The organism is Pantoea sp. RCC30.1 (assembly GCF_058148845.1).
The window spans coordinates 66,534-89,323 of sequence record NZ_JBXUHX010000010.1 but is presented as its reverse complement, the minus strand read 5'-3'; the positions used below and the strand labels follow the sequence as shown (position 1 = coordinate 89,323).

Genomic DNA, 22,790 nt, shown 5'->3' with positions numbered 1-22,790 from the left:
GATGAATAACTTAAACGTAATTATTGCCGATGACCATCCAATTGTCCTTTTCGGTATCCGAAAGTCTCTGGAACAAATTGAATGGGTCAACGTTGTAGGTGAGTTCGAAGACTCAACAGCACTGATCAATAATCTGTCCAAGCTTGACGCCAACGTCCTGATCACCGACCTCTCTATGCCAGGTGAGAAGTATGGCGATGGTATTACGCTGATTAAATATATTAAACGCCATTACCCGGATCTCTCGATTATTGTTTTGACCATGAACAATAACCCGGCGATTCTGAGTTCCGTTCTTGATCTCGATATCGAGGGGATTGTCCTGAAACAGGGCGCGCCTACCGATTTACCAAAAGCACTGGCAGCACTGCAGAAAGGCAAGAAATATACGCCGGAAAGCGTTGCAAAACTGCTGGAGAAGATCAGCGCGGGTGGTTATGGCGACAAACGCCTGTCACCGAAAGAGAGCGAAGTACTGCGTCTGTTTGCTGAAGGTTTCCTGGTTACCGAAATCGCCAAGAAACTGAACCGCAGTATCAAAACCATCAGTAGCCAGAAAAAATCAGCGATGATGAAACTGGGCGTGGATAACGATATCGCACTGCTGAACTACCTGTCTTCTGTCAGCCAGAGTCAGGTCGAAAGAGACTAAGTAACCGGAGGCGGTGCAGCCCTGCACCGCCTCTCCTCTGCCCTCTCCTGCCTTATCCTATCCGCGTTTTGCGCACCCGATCAGCATAGATTGCCAGCGTCACTTTTAGCACATCCAGCGTCACCGGTTTCGACAGACAGTTATCCATGCCCGCATCCATACAACGCTGTTTCTCTTCCGCCAGCGCATTCGCCGTCACGCCGACGACCGGGAAGAGATGCCCCAGCTGACGTAAACGTTGTGTCAGGCGATAACCATCCATGTTCGGCATGTTCACATCGGTGAGCACGATATCGATCTCATTACGGCTCAGGACGTTAAGCGCATCAACGCCATCCTGCGCGGTTTTCACCTGATAGCCCAGCGTGCCGAGCTGTTCAGACAGCAGCATGCGGTTAATCGGATGGTCATCGACAATCAGTACCATGATATCGTCGTTATGCACTTTCTCTTCTACCGGTGCCGCCAGCAACAAGGCATCTGCCGCGTCATTACCCAGTGCGATACGATAGATGCGCGCCAGCAATGCCGGCACCTCGTGCAGCGTAGCGGTCGAGTGTATCCAGCGTCCCGGCTGACGTTCACGCGGCATATCCACATGCGATCCGTCAAACGTGACCAGCGCGCGCAGCGGTGCATCTATCTCCAGGTCGTAATCGGTCATCACCACATCGTCGTGGCCTGGCTTACCGTTATACTCCGCGACCTGAATGCCTTGCTGCTGAATCTGGCGCGTAATGAACTCCGCAAGATACTCGTTGCGCATCGCCAGCCAGATTTTCTTATCCTGTAAATCCTCCAGCAGCATCAGTGATGGCTTCTGCCCTTTGTAGATCGGGATTCGCACAATGAACTGGCTACCCATGCCCGGCTCGGAGTCGACCTCGATGTCACCGTCCATCATGTTGATCAGCTTTTCACAGATCGCCAGTCCCAGCCCGGTCCCCTGGAAATTACGCTGCACGCCATTTCCCACCTGGAAGAAGGGATCAAACAGGCGTGGCAGCTCTTTGGCTGGAATGCCGACACCGGTATCACGGACGCGGAAGGCCAGATAGCCCTGCGCGACATAGGCGTGGAGGATGATACACCCGGTGTGCGTGAACTTAATCGCGTTGTTCAGCAGGTTAGAGATCACCTGCTGCAGACGCAGCGGATCGCCATCCAGCACCTGCGGAACGTCATGTTCGATAAAGCAGTAGAGCGTCAGGCGTTTCTTCACCACCAGCGACAGATAGTTGCCGACGATGTGGGTGACGATTTCACGTGGGGCAAATGGACGCGGCTCGATTTTCAGCTGTTCGGACTCGATTTTCGAGAAGTCGAGAATATCGCTGATGATCTTCAGCAGCAGACTGGAGGAGTTATTCATCGCCGTCACCAGCGAGTCGATACCGCTGGGCAGCTCTTTGGTCTGCAGTAGATCGAGGTTACCGATGATGCCATACAGCGGCGTGCGCAGTTCGTGACTGACGGTTGCAAGGAACATCGATTTTGACTGGCTCGCCTGCTCTGCCGCGTGAGCCATCTCCTGCAGAGACTGCTCCATCCGCACACGCGCCGAGACATCGACCAGCACGCAAATTGCCACGTTCTCATTACGATAGCGCGAATGCACAAAGCTTATTTGCAGGTTGGTATTGCTGCCGGTCAGCACATCAACAAAGTTGACCTGCTGTCCGCCGATTATCTCATTCAGTCGCAGGCGATCTTCCTGCGTCAGCAACGTCAGATAATTGTGCGCCAGCTCGTTACTCAGAATATTGGTGCCATCGCTGGTGCGTAAAATACAGATCCCGACCGGCGCAGAGGCGACAATTTTACGGTTAAACTGCTCATGCTCTTCCAGCCTGTGCGCATTCTCCTCCGCGGGCAGGAACATCCGCCGCTCAAACACCCAGGCGAGTGTAAAGAGGATAACGGCGCTGAAAATATTGAGCAGCAGCGCATTAATGATCATCAGCTTGAGCTGGTCTACCATCACGTCGGTGGGTATCGCCCACACCACGTTAAGATCGGAAGGCGGCAATGGCTTTTTCAGGACCAGCTGACGATAACCATTCAGATAACCGAACCAGGTTTTATCATCCGGCAGATTGTCGAGTGAAAAGCCCAGCCCGCCGCGCCGCGAGTTAAGGAGCGGGCGGTAATTTTCATCGGTAATAGATGCGATAATCGGCAGGCTGCCAGGCTGAATAAACTCATCCAGGCGAATATTCTGCTCAACGCCCAGCAGCGCCTGTAATTTATTGGCGACGTAAACCGGCACTACCATGTAGAAGGTTCCGACACCGGGCTGAGTACTGCTGTTGATCCAGTACATCGGATTACGACGCTCTTCTTCGCTGCTATTGCGATAGCGCAGCACATTCTCACGCAACGATTTCAGGCTGCGGTCCCGATCTGCATTGTTGCTACCAATCGTGAAGTCGGCCAGACACTGACTCTCGCCACCGATAAAGAACACCCGATTCAGTTCATACGATGAAGCGAAGTTACTTTTCCAGTAATTGATGTAGTAGCTGAGTGAATCGAGCGAGTTGCGCCAGGTGTTACTCATTGAGGTGCAGTCGCCATCTGAAAAGAGTGGCGTAAACTGCGGCTGGGTGGTTTTGCCCGGCATCATGCCGGTCAATACATCCAGACCACTGCTGGCGTTGGTTAAGCGGTTCTCGGTGATGTATTTCAGCTCACGCATCATGTCTGCCGAATGGCGCACATACCACTGAATGGTGCCGTAGTTGCTGCCAAACTCCTGCCGGACCTGTGTCTCTTTATTGTGCAGCACGCTGATGATGTAAAACGCCGTAAGAACGGCACCCAGCGTCCAGATTAGCAGCGCCAGCGCGCGGAAAAGATAGCGCGAGATGCGAAGCGTAGTGCGGAAAGAGACAGGATATTTCAAAGGTAACTCGCAGTTGGCAAGGTTAGTCGCATCATCGATTTTTAATGCCCATACACTAGCTTTATCGGGCGTAAAAAGCCAGCCAACCACAGACTTAGCGGAAGGTTTGCGAATCTTTTAGGATAGAGAAAGCGCTAGCTGTCAGTGAACAAGAAGGCTTGCTTACAGGCCCGCTCGTAAGAACTAAAATCAACAATGTTGCTTCAACAAGAAAGACCCACAATGCCCGAAGAGCAAAGCGTCCACGCCAGGGATGGCGTGGCCGATCCGCAGGGATGCGGGATCCTTTGCGATCGGGCATAGCGGGTCTTTCGGCGGCACCCATCTTGCAGCCACCCGTTCCCAGCGCCTCACTCTCAACCATTTCTGTCCAGCCCTCATGCATGGGTACAAAAAAAACGGCAGGCCGGGTTTCCCCTGACCTGCCGTTTCTGCAACGAACCTCAGCTCACGTCAGACAAATTACTCTTCGTCTTCAGCCGCGTCGTCTTCGTCTTCTGCATCCGCTTCCGGTGCAATCTCTTCATCGTCGATCTCTGCTTCCGGCGCGATATCATCCTCGCCTTCCGCCACGCTACCGTCGATTGAATCCAGCTCTTCTTCTTCAACCGGCTCGGCAACACGCTGCAGACCGACTACGTTCTCATCCTCTGCGGTACGAATCAGAATCACCCCCTGGGTGTTACGACCCACGACGCTCACTTCTGACACGCGAGTACGCACCAGCGTACCGGCATCGGTGATCATCATAATCTGATCGCCATCGACTACCTGAACTGCGCCAATCACTGGACCGTTACGCTCGGTCACTTTGATTGAAATAACACCCTGCGTCGCACGCGACTTGGTCGGGTATTCGCTGTTGGCAGTACGCTTACCGTAACCATTCTGCGTCACGGTCATGATGGCACCCTCTTCACGCGGCACAATCAGAGAGACAACGCGATCGCCTTCAGCCAGCCTGATGCCGCGTACGCCAGAGGCGGTACGACCCATCGCACGGACTGCGGTTTCTGCGAAGCGCACCACTTTACCGGCCGCTGAGAACAGCATCGCTTCGTCATTACCGTTAGTCAGCGCCACACCAATCAGCTCATCGTCATCACGCAGATTCACGGCAATAATGCCGGCGCTGCGCGGACGGCTGAACTCTTTCAGCGCGGTCTTCTTCACGGTACCCAAGGCGGTCGCCATAAAGATATTGAAGCCTTCCGTATACTCACGTACCGGCAGGATCGCCGTAATACGCTCGTTGGCTTCCAGCGGCAGCAGGTTGACGATTGGACGTCCACGCGCACCACGACTCGCTTCCGGCAGCTGATAAACCTTCATCCAGTAGAGACGACCACGGCTTGAGAAGCAAAGAATCGTGTCATGGGTATTGGCCACCAGCAGACGATCAATGAAGTCCTCTTCTTTGATACGTGCGGCTGACTTGCCTTTACCACCACGACGCTGCGCTTCATAGTCGGTCAGCGGCTGATACTTCACATAGCCCTGATGCGACAACGTCACCACAACATCTTCCTGATTAATCAGGTCTTCGATATTAATATCAGCGGTGTTAGCAGTAATCTCTGTGCGACGCTCATCACCGAACTGATCACGCATCAGCTCCAGCTCTTCGCGAATCACTTCCATCAGACGATCGGCGTTAGACAGGATGCGCAACAGCTCTGCGATCTGCTCCAGCAGACCTTTATACTCATCCAGCAGCTTCTCGTGCTCAAGGCCGGTCAGTTTCTGCAGACGCAGATCCAGAATCGCCTGAGCCTGCTGCTCGGTCAGATAGTACTGACCTTCACGGATGCCGTACTGCGGATCCAGCCACTCCGGACGGGCAGCGTCATCGCCTGCACGTTCCAGCATCGCTGACACGTTACCGAGATCCCAGGCCTGAGCAATCAAACCCGCTTTCGCTTCTGCCGGGTTGGGTGCACGACGAATCAGCTCGATAATCGGATCGATATTCGCCAGCGCAATCGCCAGACCTTCCAGGATATGCGCACGGTCACGGGCTTTACGCAGTTCGAAAATGGTACGACGCGTAACAACTTCACGACGATGGCGAACGAAGGCGTCCAGAATCTCCTTCAGTGCCATAATCTTCGGCTGGCCCTGATGCAGAGCCACCATGTTGATACCAAACGAGGTCTGCAACTGGGTCAGTGAATAGAGATTATTCAGAACCACTTCGCCGACTGCATCGCGCTTAATCTCAATCACGATACGCATGCCGTCTTTATCAGACTCATCGCGCAGTGCGCTGATGCCTTCGACACGCTTCTCTTTCACCAGCTCCGCAATCTTCTCAATCAGGCGTGCTTTGTTAACCTGATACGGCAGCTCGTGAATAATGATGGTCTCGCGGCCCGTTTTAGCATCAGCTTCCACTTCGCCACGCGCACGAATATAAATCTTGCCGCGTCCGGTGCGGTACGCTTCTTCAATACCACGGCGACCATTGATGATGGCGGCGGTCGGGAAATCGGGCCCCGGAATGTGCTCCATCAGCTCTTCGATGCTGATGTCTTCATTTTCAATATATGCCAGGCAGCCGTTAATCACTTCACGCAGGTTGTGCGGTGGAATGTTAGTTGCCATACCCACGGCGATACCGGAAGAACCGTTCACCAGCAGGTTAGGGATTTTGGTCGGCAGAACTTCAGGGATCTGCTCAGTACCGTCGTAGTTCGGTACGAAATCGACGGTCTCTTTTTCCAGGTCAGCTAACAGGTCGTGGGCGATTTTCGACATGCGAATTTCGGTATAACGCATCGCCGCAGCGGAGTCGCCGTCGATGGAACCGAAGTTGCCTTGTCCGTCCACCAGCATGTAACGCAGGGAGAAAGGCTGGGCCATACGTACAATGGTGTCGTAAACGGCGGAATCACCATGCGGGTGATATTTACCGATAACGTCACCGACGACGCGGGCAGATTTTTTATAGGGTTTGTTCCAGTCGTTACCCAGTACGCTCATCGCAAAAAGAACGCGACGGTGAACCGGCTTCAGGCCATCACGCACATCGGGTAAAGCTCGGCCAACGATGACCGACATGGCGTAACCGAGGTAAGAATTTTTTAATTCTTCTTCGATATTGACCGGTGTAATTTCTCTCGCAAGGTCGCTCATGGAGCCGCTATCCCTCTACTTAATCCCGGATTTTAAAGGTGCGAAAGTATATCACACTGCAATGCTCTGGTGAACGTTAACCACCGATTTCCCCCGCTTTTCATTGCCCCTGAAAGGTGTGCCAACTGCGGTTAAGCGTTTATACTGTGGGCACATTTTGTCAGGAGTTACGATTCAATGAATGCACAACCGCAGAATCATCAGCATAACGTCGATGCGCAGGAAATTGCCAAGTTTGAGGCCGTTGCCTCGCGCTGGTGGGATCTGGAGGGTGAATTTAAACCGTTGCACCGTATCAACCCGCTGCGCCTGGGCTACATCGCGCAGCACAGCAATGGTCTGTTCGGTAAAACCGTGCTCGACGTCGGATGCGGCGGCGGCATTTTATCCGAAAGCATGGCGCGTGAAGGCGCTGTAGTGACTGGTCTGGATATGGGTGCGGAACCGCTGGCCGTGGCGCGCCTGCATGCCCTGGAGAGTGGCGTGACGCTGGACTACGTGCAGCAGACCGTTGAAGAGCATGCGGAGCAGAACGCCGGAAAATATGATGTGGTGACCTGCATGGAGATGCTGGAGCACGTGCCGGATCCACGCTCGGTGATTCACGCCTGTGCGAAGCTGGTCAAACCCGGTGGCGAAGTCTTTTTCTCAACGCTGAACCGCAATCCCAAAGCCTGGCTTCTGGCGATCTTTGGCGCGGAATATGTGCTCCGCATGCTGCCGCGCGGCACCCATGACGTGAAGAAATTTATCCGTCCTTCCGAACTGCTGGGCTGGGTCGATGAAACGACGCTGCGTGAACGGCACATCATCGGCCTGCACTACAATCCATTGACTAATCGCTTCAAACTGGCCCCGGGTACTGACGTGAATTATATGGTGCATACCCACCGCGCCGTCTGAGTAATCGGCCCGCCTGCATCCGGGCGGGCACTTTTTCCTTTGCCCGCGCTTTCTGCCAGCGTGGTCGCTGCCCTTGCCGCGTTACAGGCCTTCTTATGGCTGTCAATAGGTTACGTCAATCAGGCCCTCGTCCGATTAATGTTGCTGTCCCTCCGCTAGCGGCTTTTACGCATTTTTCATCTGTTTTTTCGCTGAATCGTGAGGATTGAATAAGAAACACGCGCCCGATCATAATAAGAAAAAAAAGTGTGATCCGGTTGACATGTTGCCAGGCCTTACAAGGCGTGGGCTAAGAAATTTCGCAAGAATTACAACCCCTCCAGCCATCATTTTTTGCTCTTGTTAAGCGGCCGTAAAATACTAAAATATGCCCCCATGTAGTTATGACTTTTCTTATCACCCCCTAGATGTAGTGTTTATCCACACATTATTCACAATGAATAGGCTGTGTATAAACCGGGATTTCTTTTAATTTTTGGATACTCACGCAAAGGTAAATACGCGACATGAACCAGAGTCTGCTCGTTACTAAACGCGATGGCCGCCAGGAGCGCATTGATCTCGACAAAATTCACCGTGTGCTGGACTGGGCAGCTGAAGGGCTGAACAATGTCTCAGTTTCACAGGTCGAACTGCGCTCTCACATTCAGTTTTATGATGGAATCAGAACCTCTGACATTCATGAGACCATCATCAAGGCCGCAGCAGACCTCATCTCTCGCGATGCCCCTGACTATCAGTACCTGGCTGCACGCCTGGCGATCTTCCACCTGCGTAAAAAAGCGTATGGTCAGTTTGAGCCGCCGAAGCTTTATGACCAGGTCGTTAAGATGGTCGACATGGGCAAATATGATCGCCACCTGCTGGAAGATTACAGCCAGGAAGAGTTCGCGCAGATGGACGAGTTCCTCGACCACTGGCGTGACATGAACTTCTCCTATGCCGCAGTGAAGCAGCTGGAAGGCAAATATCTGGTGCAGAACCGCGTCTCAGGTGAAATTTATGAGAGCGCGCAGTTCCTCTACATTCTGGTCGCTGCCTGCCTGTTCTCAGGCTACCCGCGCGACACGCGTATGGATTACATCAAGCGTTTCTATGATGCGATCTCAACGTTTAAAATCTCACTGCCGACGCCAATCATGTCTGGCGTGCGTACCCCGACGCGTCAGTTCAGCTCCTGTGTGCTGATCGAGTGCGGCGACAGCCTGGACTCCATCAACGCCACCTCCAGCGCGATTGTGAAATATGTCTCTCAGCGTGCTGGTATCGGCATCAACGCCGGTCGTATCCGTGCGCTGGGCAGCCCGATTCGCGGCGGTGAAGCGTTCCACACCGGCTGTATCCCGTTCTACAAGCATTTCCAGACTGCGGTGAAGTCCTGCTCTCAGGGCGGCGTGCGTGGCGGCGCAGCGACGCTGTTCTACCCGATGTGGCATCTGGAAATCGAAAGCCTGCTGGTACTGAAGAACAACCGTGGTGTTGAAGGCAACCGCGTGCGTCACATGGACTACGGCGTACAGCTTAACAAGCTGATGTATCAGCGCCTGCTGAAAGGCGAAGATATCACCCTGTTCAGCCCGTCTGATGTGCCTGGCCTGTATGATGCGTTCTTCGCCGATCAGGATGAGTTCGAACGCCTCTACACCAAATATGAGCAGGACCAGAGCATCCGCAAGCAGCGGGTTAAAGCGGTCGATCTCTTCTCGCTGATGATGCAGGAACGCGCTTCAACCGGCCGTATCTACATTCAGAACGTCGATCACTGCAACACCCATAGCCCGTTTGATCCGCGCATCGCGCCGGTTCGCCAGTCTAACCTCTGCCTGGAAATCGCCCTGCCGACCAAACCGCTGGAAGATGTTAACGACGAAAACGGTGAGATCGCCCTGTGTACGCTCTCTGCGTTCAACCTCGGTGCTATCGAAAGCCTCGACGATCTGGAAGAGCTGGCTACCCTGGCCGTTCGTGCGCTGGATGCGCTGCTCGATTATCAGGATTACCCGATTCCGGCTGCACAGCGTGGCGCAATGGGTCGTCGTACCCTGGGTATCGGCGTCATCAACTATGCCTACTATCTTGCGAAGCATGGTGTGCGCTACTCCGATGGAAGCGCCAATGGCCTGACCCACAAAACCTTTGAAGCAATTCAGTATTATCTGCTGAAAGCCTCAAACGAGCTGGCGAAAGAGCAAGGTGCCTGCCCGTGGTTCAATGAAACCACCTATGCGCAGGGCATTATGCCTATCGACACCTACAAGAAAGATCTGGACGCGATCAGCAATGAACCGCTGCATCTCGACTGGGACAGCCTGCGTGAAGAGATTAAAACGCACGGCCTGCGCAACTCCACCCTGTCTGCGCTGATGCCGTCTGAGACTTCGTCGCAGATCTCCAATGCCACCAACGGCATTGAGCCACCTCGCGGCCACATCAGTATCAAAGCATCGAAAGATGGCATCCTGCGTCAGGTGGTGCCGGAATATGAGCGTCTGAAAGACCAGTACGAACTGCTGTGGGAAATGCCGAACAACGACGGCTACCTGCAACTGGTGGGTCTGATGCAGAAGTTCATCGATCAGGCGATTTCGTCCAACACCAACTACGATCCGTCACGCTTTGCCAACGGTAAAGTGCCGATGAAACAGCTGCTGAAAGATCTGCTGACGGCGTACAAGTTCGGCGTAAAAACGCTCTACTATCAGAACACCCGTGACGGTGCGGAAGATGCGCAGGATGACCTGGCACCTTCCATCCAGGATGATGGCTGCGAGAGCGGCGCCTGTAAGATCTAATGGCCAGGCGGGAAATTCTCCCGCCTCATTCATTTCACGAGGCCTGGCTTCGTCTACTTTTGGACAACTTTTATGGCTTACTCCACTTTCTCACAGAATAAAAATGATCAGCTGAAAGAGCCGATGTTTTTCGGTCAGTCAGTCAACGTGGCGCGCTTCGACCAGCAAAAATATGACATCTTTGAAAAGCTGATCGAAAAGCAGCTCTCGTTCTTCTGGCGTCCGGAAGAGGTTGATGTCTCCCGCGACCGTATTGACTACCAGGCTCTGCCGGATCACGAAAAGCATATCTTTATCAGCAACCTGAAGTATCAGACGCTGCTGGATTCAATTCAGGGTCGTAGTCCAAACGTCGCCCTGCTGCCGCTGATCTCGATTCCTGAGCTGGAAACCTGGATTGAAACCTGGGCGTTCTCCGAGACGATCCACTCGCGTTCTTACACCCATATCATCCGTAATATCGTTAACGATCCGGCGGTCGTGTTTGACGATATCGTCACCAATGAGCAGATTCTGGCGCGTGCCCAGGATATCTCACGCTATTACGACGATCTGATTGAGATGACCAACTACTGGCATCAGCTGGGCGAAGGCACTCATAAGGTCAATGACAAACAGGTTGTGGTCAGCCTGCGCGCCCTGAAGAAGCAGCTCTATATCTGTCTGATGAGCGTCAATGCGCTGGAAGCAATCCGTTTCTATGTCAGCTTCGCCTGTTCATTCGCTTTCGCCGAGCGTGAGCTGATGGAAGGCAACGCCAAAATCATCAAGCTGATCGCCCGCGATGAAGCGCTGCATCTGACCGGCACTCAGCACATGCTGAACCTGCTGCGCAGCGGTGAAGACGATCCAGAGATGAAAGAGATTGCGGCAGAGTGCCGTGAAGAGTGCTTCGAGCTGTTTAAGAAGGCCGCGCTGCAGGAGAAAGAGTGGGCGGAATATCTGTTCAGCGGCGGTTCAATGATCGGCCTGAACAAAGACATCCTCTGCCAGTACATTGAGTACATCACCAATATCCGTATGCAGGCGGTTGGCCTTGATCTGCCCTTCCAGACGCGCTCTAACCCGATTCCATGGATCAACTCCTGGCTGGTTTCTGACAACGTGCAGGTTGCGCCACAGGAAGTGGAAGTGAGCTCCTATCTGGTGGGTCAGATCGACTCTGAAGTGGGTGCTAACGACTTTGACGACTTCCAGCTTTAATCATGAGCCGCGACGTTGTTATTCTGCGCAGTTCCGGCACCCGGCTGGAATGCGCAGAAGATCACCCCAATCTGCTGTCCCTGCTGGAAGCCAATAATGTCTGCATAGAGTTTCAGTGCCGCGAAGGTTACTGCGGCTCCTGCAGGATGCGACTGCTGAAAGGCGAAGTGCATTACCCACAGCGGCCGCTGGCCTTTGTGCAGCAGGATGAGATTCTGCCCTGTTGCTGCAAAGCAAAAGGCGAGATCGAGCTTGAGTTATAACTGATGTGGAACAAGTCTGGCTTGATTTGCTGCGAGATCGAATCAGCTTATTTATTGCTGCCAGAATGGCCCTGCAGGGGGTTGATCCGCAGTCACAAACAAAACGGGCGCCTCTGGCGCCCATTTTGTTTTTCCTGATATCACTGTCTGACGCTTTCAACCACATCAATCCAGCCGTAACCGGTGCTGACTTCGCTGCCGTGTAACCAGCGGCGCAGCATGTTCATCGCCATCATCGCCACCACCTTCTGCCGCGTCTCCAGATTATGGCGACCGGTGCTGAACTTCACGCGCTGACCAAAACTGCCATCCGGCGTATGCAGCGCCACCGAAATCTCTTCCTGTTCAAGGCTGCCAACAGAGAGCGCCAGCGCTGCCTGCTGCTGCGCGGCAAGATCGCGAGTGCGTGTCACCTGCTGCTCCAGCGTCTCCTGCCGGGCAGGCAGGATGTCAGCGCCACGCAACGGCACACTGGCAGCTGCCAGTTGCCAGTAAAGCAGCCCGGCGGTGTATTGCTCGCTGACCGCCAGCTGCTCACCGCGCTGCTCCAGCTCACGAGCCAGTAGCGCCGGTAAGCCTTCAGTACCTTCAAAAATGGTGCACTCCGCCAGTAACAGACGCACCTGCTGCCACATCTGCTCCATCGCCACCCGCTGACTGGCCGGGCCGGTAAGTTTGATCTCGATAATCGGCATCGAGGAGCGATACCCCATCACCACGCCTTCCGGCAACGCCAGCGGCTCCAGTTCCGCGGCAATGTCACTTTCACCGCGACCAAAGGTCGTCAGCCGCAGACAAATCGGCGGCTCGGGGGGCGAGAATTTTTCTTTCAGGCGGGGAATGATCTGCTGCTCAACCATCACTTTAAATTCAGACGGCACGCCAGGCGTGAAGAACATCCAGCAGCGGTTGAGTTGCAAGGCAAAGCCACAGGCGGTTCCGACCGGATTATCAATCAGCTCCGCATTGGCCGGAATTTCAGCCTGCTTGCGATTGCTGGCGGCCATCACCCGTCCACGGCTGGCGAACCAGGCTTCCATCTGTTCCAGCCAGTCCTGCTGCATCTCCAGTTCAACCCCACAGGCGCGGGCCGCTGCCAGCGCACTGAGATCGTCACTGGTTGGCCCCAGCCCGCCGTTGACAATCAGCACATCGGCTTCATGACTGCGTGCCTGCAGCGTGGCGATGAGCGATTCCAGTGAATCCCCTACCGTGGTGCGGCTGGTCATCGGTAAACCCTGCTGGAACAGTACGTCCGCCAGCCAGGCTGCGTTGGTATCGACGATTTGGCCATGCAGCACCTCATCCCCGGTCGACAGCATCTCTACTCTAATCACATCGGGTTCTCCTTTTGACGTTTGCTTAACTGTAGGAAGTCCACACGCGAAACACAATCGGCATCACCAGTGATTGTGACCGTTGCGCCTGGGGCAGCACGTTGCGCATAAAAGATAGCAGGGCGAAGCAGGATTAAAGGGAGGGGGATGTTAAGCGCGTTAAAAAACCAATAAAAACGGCGGGATTTCCCCACCGCTTTTTTACTGCTGATGTCTGCTAAGACTCAAACAACGAGTCGCGATTAACGACGCGCCAGCAGCAGACCCAGAACCAGACCGGCGGTTGCGCCGATACCAACACCCTGCCACGGTTTTTCGTGCACGTAATCATCTGCACGGTACGCAGCCTGTTTAGCGCGATAGTAGTAACTATCGGACGCATGGCTGACACGGGTTTTCACATCGTTCAGCGCCTGTTCGGCTTTGCTTTTAAGCTCAATGTACTTCTGATCGGCCGGATCGCCTGATGCCTTAAGCACTTCTTCCAGGGTTTCGGTCAGTAACGCAATATCGTCATCGAGGCCCGATTCGAATTGATTTGTCTGATTTACCATCATTTCCTCCGTGTGAATTGCAAAGCAGTCCATTAACTATAGACATAATCTGACGCTCTGCTGATTTCCTGCTCCAGGAATCACCTGATTTTTCATCCGTTAATCTGACTCACTGCAGGCGGTGCGCCGTTCCGCTGCGCAAAGAAGTGTAAGACGCAGCGGCAAACACCGAATTTCGCTTCGCTTCTTTGATTAATCTGATAAATTTTGTCGTGACTGAATTTTCCAGTAACCCTACTGTCGTACCCCTCTGTTGCCTGTGATTATCGGGCCATGAAAGTGCATTTTGCACAACAGTCACGACACCCTCGAACAGCTAAGGAATGATCTCTGGCATGAATCGAAGAATGTTTATGAAAGCGTCAATGGCCTTCTCTGCCGTCAGCGGCATGACCGGCCTGTCAACGCTGTTTGCGCAATCCGCATGGGCAGAAGATGGCATTGCTGACGGAACCGCCGTACGCTTCGATTTCGACGTATTGAAGAAAAACGCGGCTGCGCTGGCGAAAAAACCCTGGGGCGGTGCACCAGGCGCGCTGCCGGAGACGCTAGCCACACTGACCCCGCAGGCGTACAACGAAATTCAGTATGACGCCAACCACTCACTCTGGAACAACCTGCCCGATCGTCAACTGGACGTGCAGTTCTTCCATGTCGGTATGGGCTTCAAGCGGCGCATCCGCATGTTCTCTGTTGATGGCGAAAGCCGCCAGGCCCGCGAAATTCACTTCCGCCCTGAGCTGTTCAACTACAACAACGCGAAGGTTGATACCAGGCAGCTGGAGGGCAAAACTGACCTCGGTTTCGCGGGTTTCCGCGCTTTTAAAAAACCGGAACTTGCCCGTCGCGATATCGTCTCGTTCCTGGGCGCAAGCTACTTCCGTGCAGTTGACGATACTTACCAGTACGGCCTCTCGGCGCGTGGTGTCGCGATCAACACCTTCAGCAATGGCCAGGAAGAGTTCCCCGATTTCACCGCCTTCTGGTTTGAAACGCCAAAAGCGGAAGATACCACCTTTACCTGCTATGCCCTGTTGGATGGTGCGAGTGTCACCGGTGCCTATAAGTTCATCATCCATTGCGAAGAGAAACGCGTGGTGATGGAGGTGGAGAACCACCTGTTCGCACGTAAAGAGATTCGTCAGATTGGCATCTCGCCAATGACCAGCATGTTCAGCTGCGGCACCAACGAACGCCGCATGTGCAACACCTACCATCCGCAGATCCACGACTCCGACCGTCTGGCGATGTGGACCGGTAAAGGCGAATGGATTGCCCGCCCACTGAATAATCCGCAGCGTCTGCAGTTCAATGCCTATGAAGATGAGAATCCGCGTGGCTTTGGCCTGCTGCAGTTAAATCACGACTTCAAAGATTATCAGGATGTGATTGGCTGGTATGACAAACGTCCGAGCCTGTGGGTTGAGCCGGTCGGCAAGTGGGGCAAAGGCGCGATTAACCTGATGGAGATCCCGACTACCGGTGAAACGCTGGATAACGTGGTCTGCTTCTGGCAACCGGCTGAGCCGGTCAAAGCGGGTAGCGAGCTGAACTTCTCCTACAAGCTCTACTGGAGTGGTCTGCCGCCAGTACGTAGCGGTCTGGCGCGCGTGGATGCGACCCGTACCGGTATTGGTGGTTTCCCGGAAGGCTGGGCGCCTGGCGAACACTTCCCGGAAACCTGGTGCCGCCGCTTCGCCATCGATTTTATTGGTGGGGATTTGCAGGCTGCGGCGTCGAAAGGCATTGAACCGGTGATTACCGTTTCATCCGGAAGCGTGAAGCAGGTTGAGATTCTGTATGTCGATCCGCTCAAGGGATACCGCATCCTGTTTGACTGGTATCCGAACAGCGATTCCACCCAGCCGGTAGAGATGCGTCTGTTCCTGCGCAGCAAGGATGAGACGCTGAGTGAAACCTGGCTTTATCAGTATTTCCCGCCTGCGCCGGATCAGCGCAAATATGTCGATGACCGTCAGATGACGGTAGGTTGATGAAAAAAGGCGAGGCTCAGGCCTCGCTTTTTTTATGGCGCGTTCTTCAGCATATCGACGTGCGGAATACCATCTTCCAGATAGTTCTCACCCACCGCCACAAAGCCATGCTGCCCATAGAAGTTTTCCAGATGTGCCTGAGCGGAGAGAAACATGTCACGGCCTGGCCAGTGCTGCTGACAACTGCTGATCGCCTGCTCCATCAGACGATTGCCCAGACGCGCACCACGAACCCGATCTGAAACGATCACCCGTCCGATTTTCACCGGGCTTGTCCTATCCTCTGGCGTGATAAGTCGCGCATAGGCCACCAGCTGTTCATCCGCCATGCCCAGAAGATGCCGGTTTTCCGCCTGCAAATCTTTGCCATCCACATCAAGGTAAGCACACTGCTGTTCCACCACAAACACCGCACTGCGCAACGCCAGCAGCGCATAGAGTTCCGGGGCGGTAAGTTCGCTATGGTGTTTGTCCTGCCAGTCAATGTTCATGGTCTCTCCTTTAAACCACACACTCTACATCAGCGCGGTGTTGCCAGCACCTGCTGGTGACCTCGTCTGACAGGCAAGAAAAATCAGGCCCGAAGGCCTGATTCATCAATTGCTGTCATCTGCTTACATCAGTGGCTGAGCCATCTGCACCAGTCTGATGAGCGGCTGCGGGTAGACACCTAACAGCAGCACCAGAATGGCAGAGATCAGGACCACTACACCACCGGCCGTAAATGCCCAGTTAGCCGGGGTATCACGGGTATGCAGTTCCGGCGGGCTAAGATACAGACTCACCGTCACGCGCAGATAATAGTAGAGGCCAATCGCACTACCCGCTACCACAGCACCGGTGAGCCACCACAGGTGTGCACTCACACCTGAAGCGATCACGTAGAATTTACCGATAAAGCCCAGCGTCATCGGGATACCCGCCAGCGACAGCATCATCACTGTCATCACAGCTGACAGGACAGGACGATGCCAGAACAGACCACGATAAGAGTAGAGTGAATCGGCATCCGGGCCACGATACGGGCTGGACATCAGGCTCACCACACCAAAGGCGCCCAGGCTGCTGAACAGATAACCGGCCAGGTAAACACCTGAGGTTTCCAGCGACAGCTGATGATCTTTCACCGCAATCAGCGCCACCAGCAGATAACCGAGGTGGGCGATAGAGGAGTAACCCAGCAGACGCTTGATGTTGCTCTGCGAAATCGCCATCAGGTTACCGAACAGAATCGACACAAAGGCGATCATGGCCAGCACTGTTCGCACCGCTTCGCTGTCGGTCACCGGCGCGTACATGAACAGACGCATGATGACACCGAAGATCGCAATCTTGCTGGCAGTAGCCAGGAAGGTTGAAACCGGCGCAGGCGCACCCTGATAAACATCGGGAGTCCAGAGGTGGAACGGAACCAGCGAGAGCTTGAAGCCCAGACCGATGATCATCATGCCCAGACCCACCAGCAGCAGTGGCTCGTGAATCATGCTGTCCGTCAGGCTCTGACCCAGCGCCACGAAGCTCAGATTACCGGAGTCGGCGTAGATCAGCGCAATACCAAACAGCAGGAACGAGGAGGCTGCCGCTGAAAGAATGGTGTATTTCAGCGCCGCTTCCAGCGAACGTTTCTGACGGAAAGCGTAGCCAATCAGACCAAACAGAGGCAGCGACAACAGCTCAATGCCGATGAACAGCGAAGCCAGATGGTTAGCACTGGCCAGCACGATACCTCCCAGCGCCGCAATCAGCACCAGCAGGTAGAACTCATCTTTGTTGTCCGGGTAACCCGCCAGCCATGGATAGGCAAAGGTACAGGTCGCCAGGCTCGCCAGCATCACCAGCGCGGTATAAAACATCGAATAGCCATCGACGCGCAGCAGCGGCGTGACATCCATTGCCCCGACCTGACCGACAAAATAGAGCGAGAGCAGCGCCAGGTTCAGGCCAACTACCGTTAGCGTGGCGTTAACGAAGTGGTTGCGTCGCCAGGCAATGGACAGCATCACAACCACCACCGTCAATCCGACGATTAACAGCGGTAGCAACGCAATCAATTGGTGAGGAGTTATTGTCATGGCGAATTACGGCCTTGTAGTTGAAATTGAAGCGGTAAACCACTGCTGAATATTGCTCATGGCAGCGTGCGAAGTATCCAGAATCGGCTGTGGATAGACGCCCAGCAGCACCAGCAGCACAACCAGAACACCGATGGTCATAAACTCACGCGGTGACATGCCTGGCAGCGGATCTTTCGATTTCGCTTCGCCGTAGTAAGCGCGCTGCATCATCACCAGCGAGTAAATCGAAGCGAACACCAGACCAAAGGTCGCGATGATGATAATCATCGGCACCACCTGGAAGCTGCCGGTCAGAATCATAAATTCGCCGACAAAGTTACCGGTGCCTGGCATACCGAGATTGGCGACAGCAAAGAACAGCGACAGACCCGGAATCCACTTGATGCGCGACCACAGGCCCCCCATCTGACGCATGTCACGGGTATGCAGGCGCTCGTAAAGCTGACCACACAGAATGAACAGTGCCGCAGCGGACAGACCGTGCGCAATCATCTGAATCACCGCACCCTGCAGCGCCAGCTGGCTGCCGGTGTAGATGGCAATCAGCACAAAGCCCATGTGCGAAATGGAGGTATAAGCAATCAGACGTTTGATATCGGTCTGCGAGAAAGCCATCCAGGCACCGTAGAAGATACCGATGATGCCCAGCCACATGGCGATCGGCGCAAACTCGGCTGACGCGTTCGGGAACAGCGGCAGGCTGAAACGCAGTAAGCCGTAAGCTGCTGTTTTTAGCAGGATACCCGCCAGGTCGACAGAACCGGCCGTGGGCGCCTGACTGTGCGCATCTGGCAGCCAGCCATGCAACGGCACTACCGGCATCTTCACCGCAAAGGCGATAAAGAAGCCCAGCATCAGCAGATATTCAACCCCGCTCGACATTGGCGTCTTCAGAAGCTGCTCGTAGCTGAATGTCCAGACGCCGGTCGCGTTGTAGTGGACAAACACCAGGCCCAGGATCGCAATCAGCATCACCAGACCTGAAGCCTGGGTGTAGATGAAGAATTTGGTCGCGGCGGAGATACGGGTTTTACCGTCCGATGCTTTATGACCCCAGAGCGCGATGAGGAAGTACATCGGCACCAGCATCATTTCCCAGAAGAAGAAGAACAGGAACAGGTCGATGGAGAGGAACACACCGATCACGCCGCCCAGTATCCACATCAGGTTCAGATGGAAGAAGCCCTGATACTTTGAAATCTCATTCCAGGAACAAAGCACCGCCATCAGACCAAGCAGGCCGGTCAGCACCACCATCAGCAGCGACAGGCCATCAATGGCTAAATGGAAGCTGATGCCGAAGCGTGGGATCCACGGAACGGAGAAACTTGACTGCCACTGCGGAATGCCCGCTGCCTGCGTCAGTGAATAGCCTCCCTGCAACCAGAGTTGCAGCGAAAGCGCCAACGTCAGCCCCATAGTGATCAGCGCGATCCAGCGTGGCACCTTCGCGCCAAGGCGCTCAGTGAGCCAGCAGATCAGACCGCCGACGAAGGGTATGATAATTAGCCAAGGTAATAACACGGCACACTTCCCTTATATTTCCTTTTCTGAGCTATCTTACTTGCCATTTTCAACCCCGGCAGTGCTCGCAATCCTCACATACCTCGGTATGCTGCGGTTTGCTGTGCGCTGGCGGTGATGAAACTGGCTACGACGATAACGCTCATTACTCAGGTTATTTTGACATTCTTCATTGGGGTGAGCGAACTCACCCCGCTCATCAATCTTTAAATCACCAGCAGCAGAGCCAGCACCAGCACGGCACCCAGGCTCATTGACGCAACGTACCAGCGCAGGTAGCCATTCTCACTAACTACCAGGCCTTTGTTGGCAATGCGCGACAGCAGCGCAGGCAGGTTCATCAGGCCATTGAGTGGGTCGCGCTTCAGCAGCCACGCAATACCCAGGTAAGGTTTGACGAACACTTTATCGTAGAGCCAGTCGAAGCCCCAGGCCGCAAACCACCAGGTGCCGAAGAAACGGCCTGGCGCACTGTTTGCGATACGGGTCACCAGCTCACGTTTGCCCAGCCACAGCGCGGCAGCAATCAGAATGCCGACAATCGCTACGACGCCCGAGGTGATTTCCAGTCCCACTTTGCCTGCTTCGCCAAATTCATTGGCTGGCAGTACACCCGCCAGCGGTGGCGTAATCAGCGCACCAATAAAGGTAGAAAGCAGCAGCAGCACAATCAGCGGCAGATGATGGGTAATGCCTTTACCGGCGTGCGCATGAATTTTCTCTTCGCCATGGAACACGATGAAGATCATGCGGAAGGTATAGATTGAGGTCAGGAACGCCCCTACCAGCCCCGCAACCATCAGGTTGATGTGGCCGTTAGCCAGTGCGCCAAACAGAATCTCATCTTTACTGTAGAAGCCCGCCGTAATCAGCGGCAGTGCCGCCAGCGCCGCGCCGCCTACCAGGAAGCAGGTGTAGACCAGCGGAATGCTCTTACGCAGGCCACCCATTTTGAAGATGTTCTGCTCGTGATGGCAGGCCAGAATCACTGAACCCGAAGAGAGGAACAGTAATGCTTTAAAGAAGGCGTGCGTCATCAGATGGAAAATCGCCGCATCCCACGCCTGAACACCCAGCGCCAGGAACATATAGCCAATCTGGCTCATGGTGGAGTAAGCGAGAACACGTTTGATATCGGTCTGTACCAGCGCGGCAAAGCCTGCCAGTACCAGGGTAATTGCCCCGATGATTCCGACCAGATGCAGCACTTCCGGCGTCAGCAGGAAGAGACCGTGGCTGCGGGCAATCAGGTAAACACCCGCCGTCACCATGGTCGCGGCGTGGATCAGTGCTGAAACCGGTGTCGGACCCGCCATCGCATCTGCCAGCCAGGTCTGTAACGGCAGCTGTGCCGATTTACCGACCGCGCCACCCAGCAGCATCAGCGTTGCCCACTGCAGCATATGGTTATCTGCGGCAAAGTGCGCCGGAGCCAGTTCCATCATTTCGCGGAAGTTCAGCGTGCCGAGTTCGTTGTAAAGGATGAACAGGCCGAATGCCAGGAAGACGTCGCCCACGCGGGTGATGATGAAGGCTTTCATCGCCGCTTTGCCGTTTTCAGGATTGCTGTAGTAGAAACCGATCAGCAGATAAGAGCAAAGCCCTACCCCTTCCCAGCCCAGATACATCAGCATCAGGTTATCGGCCAGCACCAGAACAACCATGCTGGCGATAAACAGGTTGGTGTAGGCGAAGAAGCGGGAGTAGCCCTCTTCTCCACGCATATACCAGGAGGCGAACATGTGAATGAAGAAGCCGACACCGGTCACGACCGACAGCATGGTCAGTGACAGACCATCCAGCGTCAGGTTCACCTTCATGTCGAAGTTGCCGACATGCATCCAGGTCCAGAGTGACTGGGTGTAGGCTTGCTGACCATTGGCGAAGAACTCGAAACCGATCATTGCCGTAGTCAGGGCCGCCAGACCCACCGATCCCATACCTACCGTGGCCGACAGGTTCTCTGACCAGCGACCGCGGGAAAACGCTAACAGCAGAAAGCCGATCAGCGGAAACAAGACAGTTAAATAGAGAAGATTCATCCGCGCATCTCGCTCACAGTATCAATGTTCAGCGTCTGACGACGACGATAGAGCTGAAGCAGCAGTGCCAGACCAATACTGGCTTCCGCTGCTGCCAGGCTGATCGCCAGGATATACATCACCTGTCCATCGGCCTGACCCCAATAGCTCCCGGCAACCACCAGGGCTAAGGCGGCGGCGTTGATCATGATTTCAAGGCCGATCAGCATAAACAGCAGATTACGGCGTATCACCAGCGACGTCAGTCCAAGGACAAACAGCACGGCAGCAAGAATCAATCCATGTTGTAACGGGATCATGCGTTCTCCTTTTTCACCTGAGCGGCGTCAGCATTACGGTTACTCAGGACTTCACCCTGACGCTCTTCACGACCGATATGGAACGCCACGACCAGACCTGCCAGCAGCAGCATGGAGGCCAGTTCAACCGCCAGTACATAAGGACCAAACAGGCTAATGCCGACCGCTTTGGCGTCGATGATGGTGCCATCAATGCCCTGATCATTCGCCGTCAGGATGGCGTAGATCATCACGACCAGCAGCAGCAATGAAACGATGCCCGGACCAATCCACAATGAAGGGCTGAGCCACTCACGCTCCTGCTTCTCTGTCTGTTTGCCCAGATTCAGCATCATGACCACGAAGACGAACAGCACCATGATGGCACCGGCGTAAACGATAATCTCCAGCGCACCGGCAAAATAGGCACCCATCGAGAAAAAGACGCCCGCGATCGATAGCAGCGAAACGATCAGGTACAGCAACGCATGTACCGGATTAGTGTGGGTAATGACGCGCAACGTCGTCAGCACCGCCACCAGTCCGCAAAGATAAAACGCAAATTCCATGCCTTGCTCCTTAAGGTAATAAGCCTTTGACGTCGATAGGCTTAGCTTCGTTTTCCGCTTCGCCCTTATCTTTACCGTCAATCGCCATACCTGCCATGCGGTAGAAGTTGTACTCCGGATATTTACCCGGTCCCGAAATCAGCAGATCGTCCTTCTCATACACCAGATCCTGACGCTTAAACTCACCCAGTTCGAAATCGGGAGTCAGCTGAATCGCCGTTGTCGGACAGGCTTCTTCACACATGCCGCAGAAGATGCAACGTGAGAAGTTGATACGGAAGAACTCCGGGTACCAACGGCCATCTTTGGTTTCTGCTTTCTGCAGTGAAATACAGCCAACCGGACAGGCAACCGCACACAGGTTACAGGCGACGCAACGCTCCTGACCATCCGGATCGCGGGTTAACACGATACGGCCACGATAGCGTGGTGGCAGATAAACCGGCTCTTCCGGGTACATCTGAGTTTCACGTTTGGCGAAGGCGTGTAGCCCTATCAGCCAGATACTGCGAACTGTCGTGCCAAAGCCTACGACAATATCTTTCAAAGTCATTTGTTAACCCC

At 54.4% G+C, this 22,790-nt stretch carries 17 protein-coding genes; 6 read left to right on the top strand and 11 right to left on the bottom strand.

Going from position 1 to position 22,790, the window contains the following annotated elements:
- Nucleotide 1 precedes the first annotated feature (1 nt).
- Nucleotides 2-652 carry a response regulator transcription factor RcsB gene (gene rcsB / locus AC2LB6_RS11130; protein WP_003854204.1) on the top strand — a complete coding sequence of 217 codons (651 nt, stop codon included), beginning with the start codon at nt 2-4 and terminating at the stop codon, nt 650-652.
- Nucleotides 653-704: 52 nt separating this feature from the next.
- On the opposite strand, the gene rcsC is transcribed toward rcsB, so the two are convergent.
- Nucleotides 705-3,557 (bottom strand): two-component system sensor histidine kinase RcsC, encoded by a 2,853-nt coding sequence (rcsC, locus tag AC2LB6_RS11125; protein ID WP_490093533.1) that lies wholly within the window; start codon nt 3,555-3,557, stop codon nt 705-707.
- Nucleotides 3,558-4,019: 462 nt separating this feature from the next.
- Nucleotides 4,020-6,692 carry a DNA topoisomerase (ATP-hydrolyzing) subunit A gene (gyrA, locus tag AC2LB6_RS11120; RefSeq protein WP_490093532.1) on the bottom strand — a complete coding sequence of 891 codons (2,673 nt, stop codon included), beginning with the start codon at nt 6,690-6,692 and terminating at the stop codon, nt 4,020-4,022.
- A gap of 177 nt (nt 6,693-6,869) precedes the next feature.
- Here gyrA and ubiG point away from each other — a divergent pair, with 177 nt between their 5' ends.
- The 4 genes from ubiG (at nt 6,870) to yfaE (ending at nt 11,853) form a co-directional block, all read left to right on the top strand.
- Complete coding sequence (gene ubiG, locus AC2LB6_RS11115) at nt 6,870-7,595, top strand: bifunctional 2-polyprenyl-6-hydroxyphenol methylase/3-demethylubiquinol 3-O-methyltransferase UbiG (RefSeq protein ID WP_490093531.1); 726 nt, start codon at nt 6,870-6,872, stop codon at nt 7,593-7,595.
- Nucleotides 7,596-8,101: 506 nt separating this feature from the next.
- A complete protein-coding gene (gene nrdA / locus AC2LB6_RS11110; RefSeq protein WP_490093530.1) occupies nt 8,102-10,387 on the top strand; it encodes a class 1a ribonucleoside-diphosphate reductase subunit alpha in 2,286 nt (761 codons plus the stop codon).
- A 72-nt stretch (nt 10,388-10,459) separates the two neighbouring features.
- On the top strand, nt 10,460-11,590 hold the full coding sequence (gene nrdB, locus AC2LB6_RS11105; protein WP_003854217.1) for a class Ia ribonucleoside-diphosphate reductase subunit beta: 1,131 nt from the start codon (nt 10,460-10,462) through the stop codon (nt 11,588-11,590).
- A gap of 2 nt (nt 11,591-11,592) precedes the next feature.
- Nucleotides 11,593-11,853, top strand: coding sequence for a class I ribonucleotide reductase maintenance protein YfaE (yfaE, locus tag AC2LB6_RS11100; RefSeq protein ID WP_490093529.1), 261 nt, complete (start codon nt 11,593-11,595; stop codon nt 11,851-11,853).
- 140 nt (nt 11,854-11,993) lie between these two features.
- Here the strand turns inward: yfaE and AC2LB6_RS11095 are convergent, their stop codons facing one another.
- Together AC2LB6_RS11095 and elaB are read right to left on the bottom strand one after the other, a co-directional pair.
- Nucleotides 11,994-13,190 (bottom strand): nicotinamide mononucleotide deamidase-related protein YfaY, encoded by a 1,197-nt coding sequence (locus tag AC2LB6_RS11095; RefSeq protein WP_490093528.1) that lies wholly within the window; start codon nt 13,188-13,190, stop codon nt 11,994-11,996.
- A gap of 242 nt (nt 13,191-13,432) precedes the next feature.
- Nucleotides 13,433-13,744 carry a stress response protein ElaB gene (elaB, locus tag AC2LB6_RS11090; protein ID WP_490093590.1) on the bottom strand — a complete coding sequence of 104 codons (312 nt, stop codon included), beginning with the start codon at nt 13,742-13,744 and terminating at the stop codon, nt 13,433-13,435.
- Between the two features lie 335 nt (nt 13,745-14,079).
- Between elaB and AC2LB6_RS11085 the strand changes: the two genes are divergently transcribed.
- On the top strand, nt 14,080-15,738 hold the full coding sequence (locus AC2LB6_RS11085) for a glucan biosynthesis protein D (RefSeq protein WP_490093527.1): 1,659 nt from the start codon (nt 14,080-14,082) through the stop codon (nt 15,736-15,738).
- Between the two features lie 32 nt (nt 15,739-15,770).
- On the opposite strand, the gene AC2LB6_RS11080 is transcribed toward AC2LB6_RS11085, so the two are convergent.
- The 7 genes from AC2LB6_RS11080 to nuoI form a co-directional block, all read right to left on the bottom strand.
- Nucleotides 15,771-16,229, bottom strand: a complete 459-nt coding sequence (locus tag AC2LB6_RS11080) for a GNAT family N-acetyltransferase (RefSeq protein WP_490093526.1) — start codon at nt 16,227-16,229, stop codon at nt 15,771-15,773.
- Nucleotides 16,230-16,352: 123 nt separating this feature from the next.
- Nucleotides 16,353-17,810 carry an NADH-quinone oxidoreductase subunit NuoN gene (gene nuoN, locus AC2LB6_RS11075; protein ID WP_013358569.1) on the bottom strand — a complete coding sequence of 486 codons (1,458 nt, stop codon included), beginning with the start codon at nt 17,808-17,810 and terminating at the stop codon, nt 16,353-16,355.
- Between the two features lie 6 nt (nt 17,811-17,816).
- The gene (gene nuoM / locus AC2LB6_RS11070; RefSeq protein WP_090959210.1) at nt 17,817-19,337 is read right to left on the bottom strand and encodes an NADH-quinone oxidoreductase subunit M; all 1,521 of its coding nucleotides are present in this window, start codon (nt 19,335-19,337) and stop codon (nt 17,817-17,819) included.
- A gap of 206 nt (nt 19,338-19,543) precedes the next feature.
- A complete protein-coding gene (gene nuoL / locus AC2LB6_RS11065) occupies nt 19,544-21,379 on the bottom strand; it encodes an NADH-quinone oxidoreductase subunit L (RefSeq protein ID WP_490093525.1) in 1,836 nt (611 codons plus the stop codon).
- The gene (gene nuoK / locus AC2LB6_RS11060; protein WP_003854236.1) at nt 21,376-21,678 is read right to left on the bottom strand and encodes an NADH-quinone oxidoreductase subunit NuoK; all 303 of its coding nucleotides are present in this window, start codon (nt 21,676-21,678) and stop codon (nt 21,376-21,378) included. The genes nuoL and nuoK overlap by 4 nt, the downstream gene beginning before the upstream one ends.
- The gene (gene nuoJ / locus AC2LB6_RS11055) at nt 21,675-22,226 is read right to left on the bottom strand and encodes an NADH-quinone oxidoreductase subunit J (protein ID WP_003854237.1); all 552 of its coding nucleotides are present in this window, start codon (nt 22,224-22,226) and stop codon (nt 21,675-21,677) included. The genes nuoK and nuoJ overlap by 4 nt, the downstream gene beginning before the upstream one ends.
- Before the next feature lie 10 nt (nt 22,227-22,236).
- Nucleotides 22,237-22,779 (bottom strand): NADH-quinone oxidoreductase subunit NuoI, encoded by a 543-nt coding sequence (gene nuoI, locus AC2LB6_RS11050; RefSeq protein WP_003854239.1) that lies wholly within the window; start codon nt 22,777-22,779, stop codon nt 22,237-22,239.
- Between the last annotated feature and the right edge of the window lie 11 nt (nt 22,780-22,790).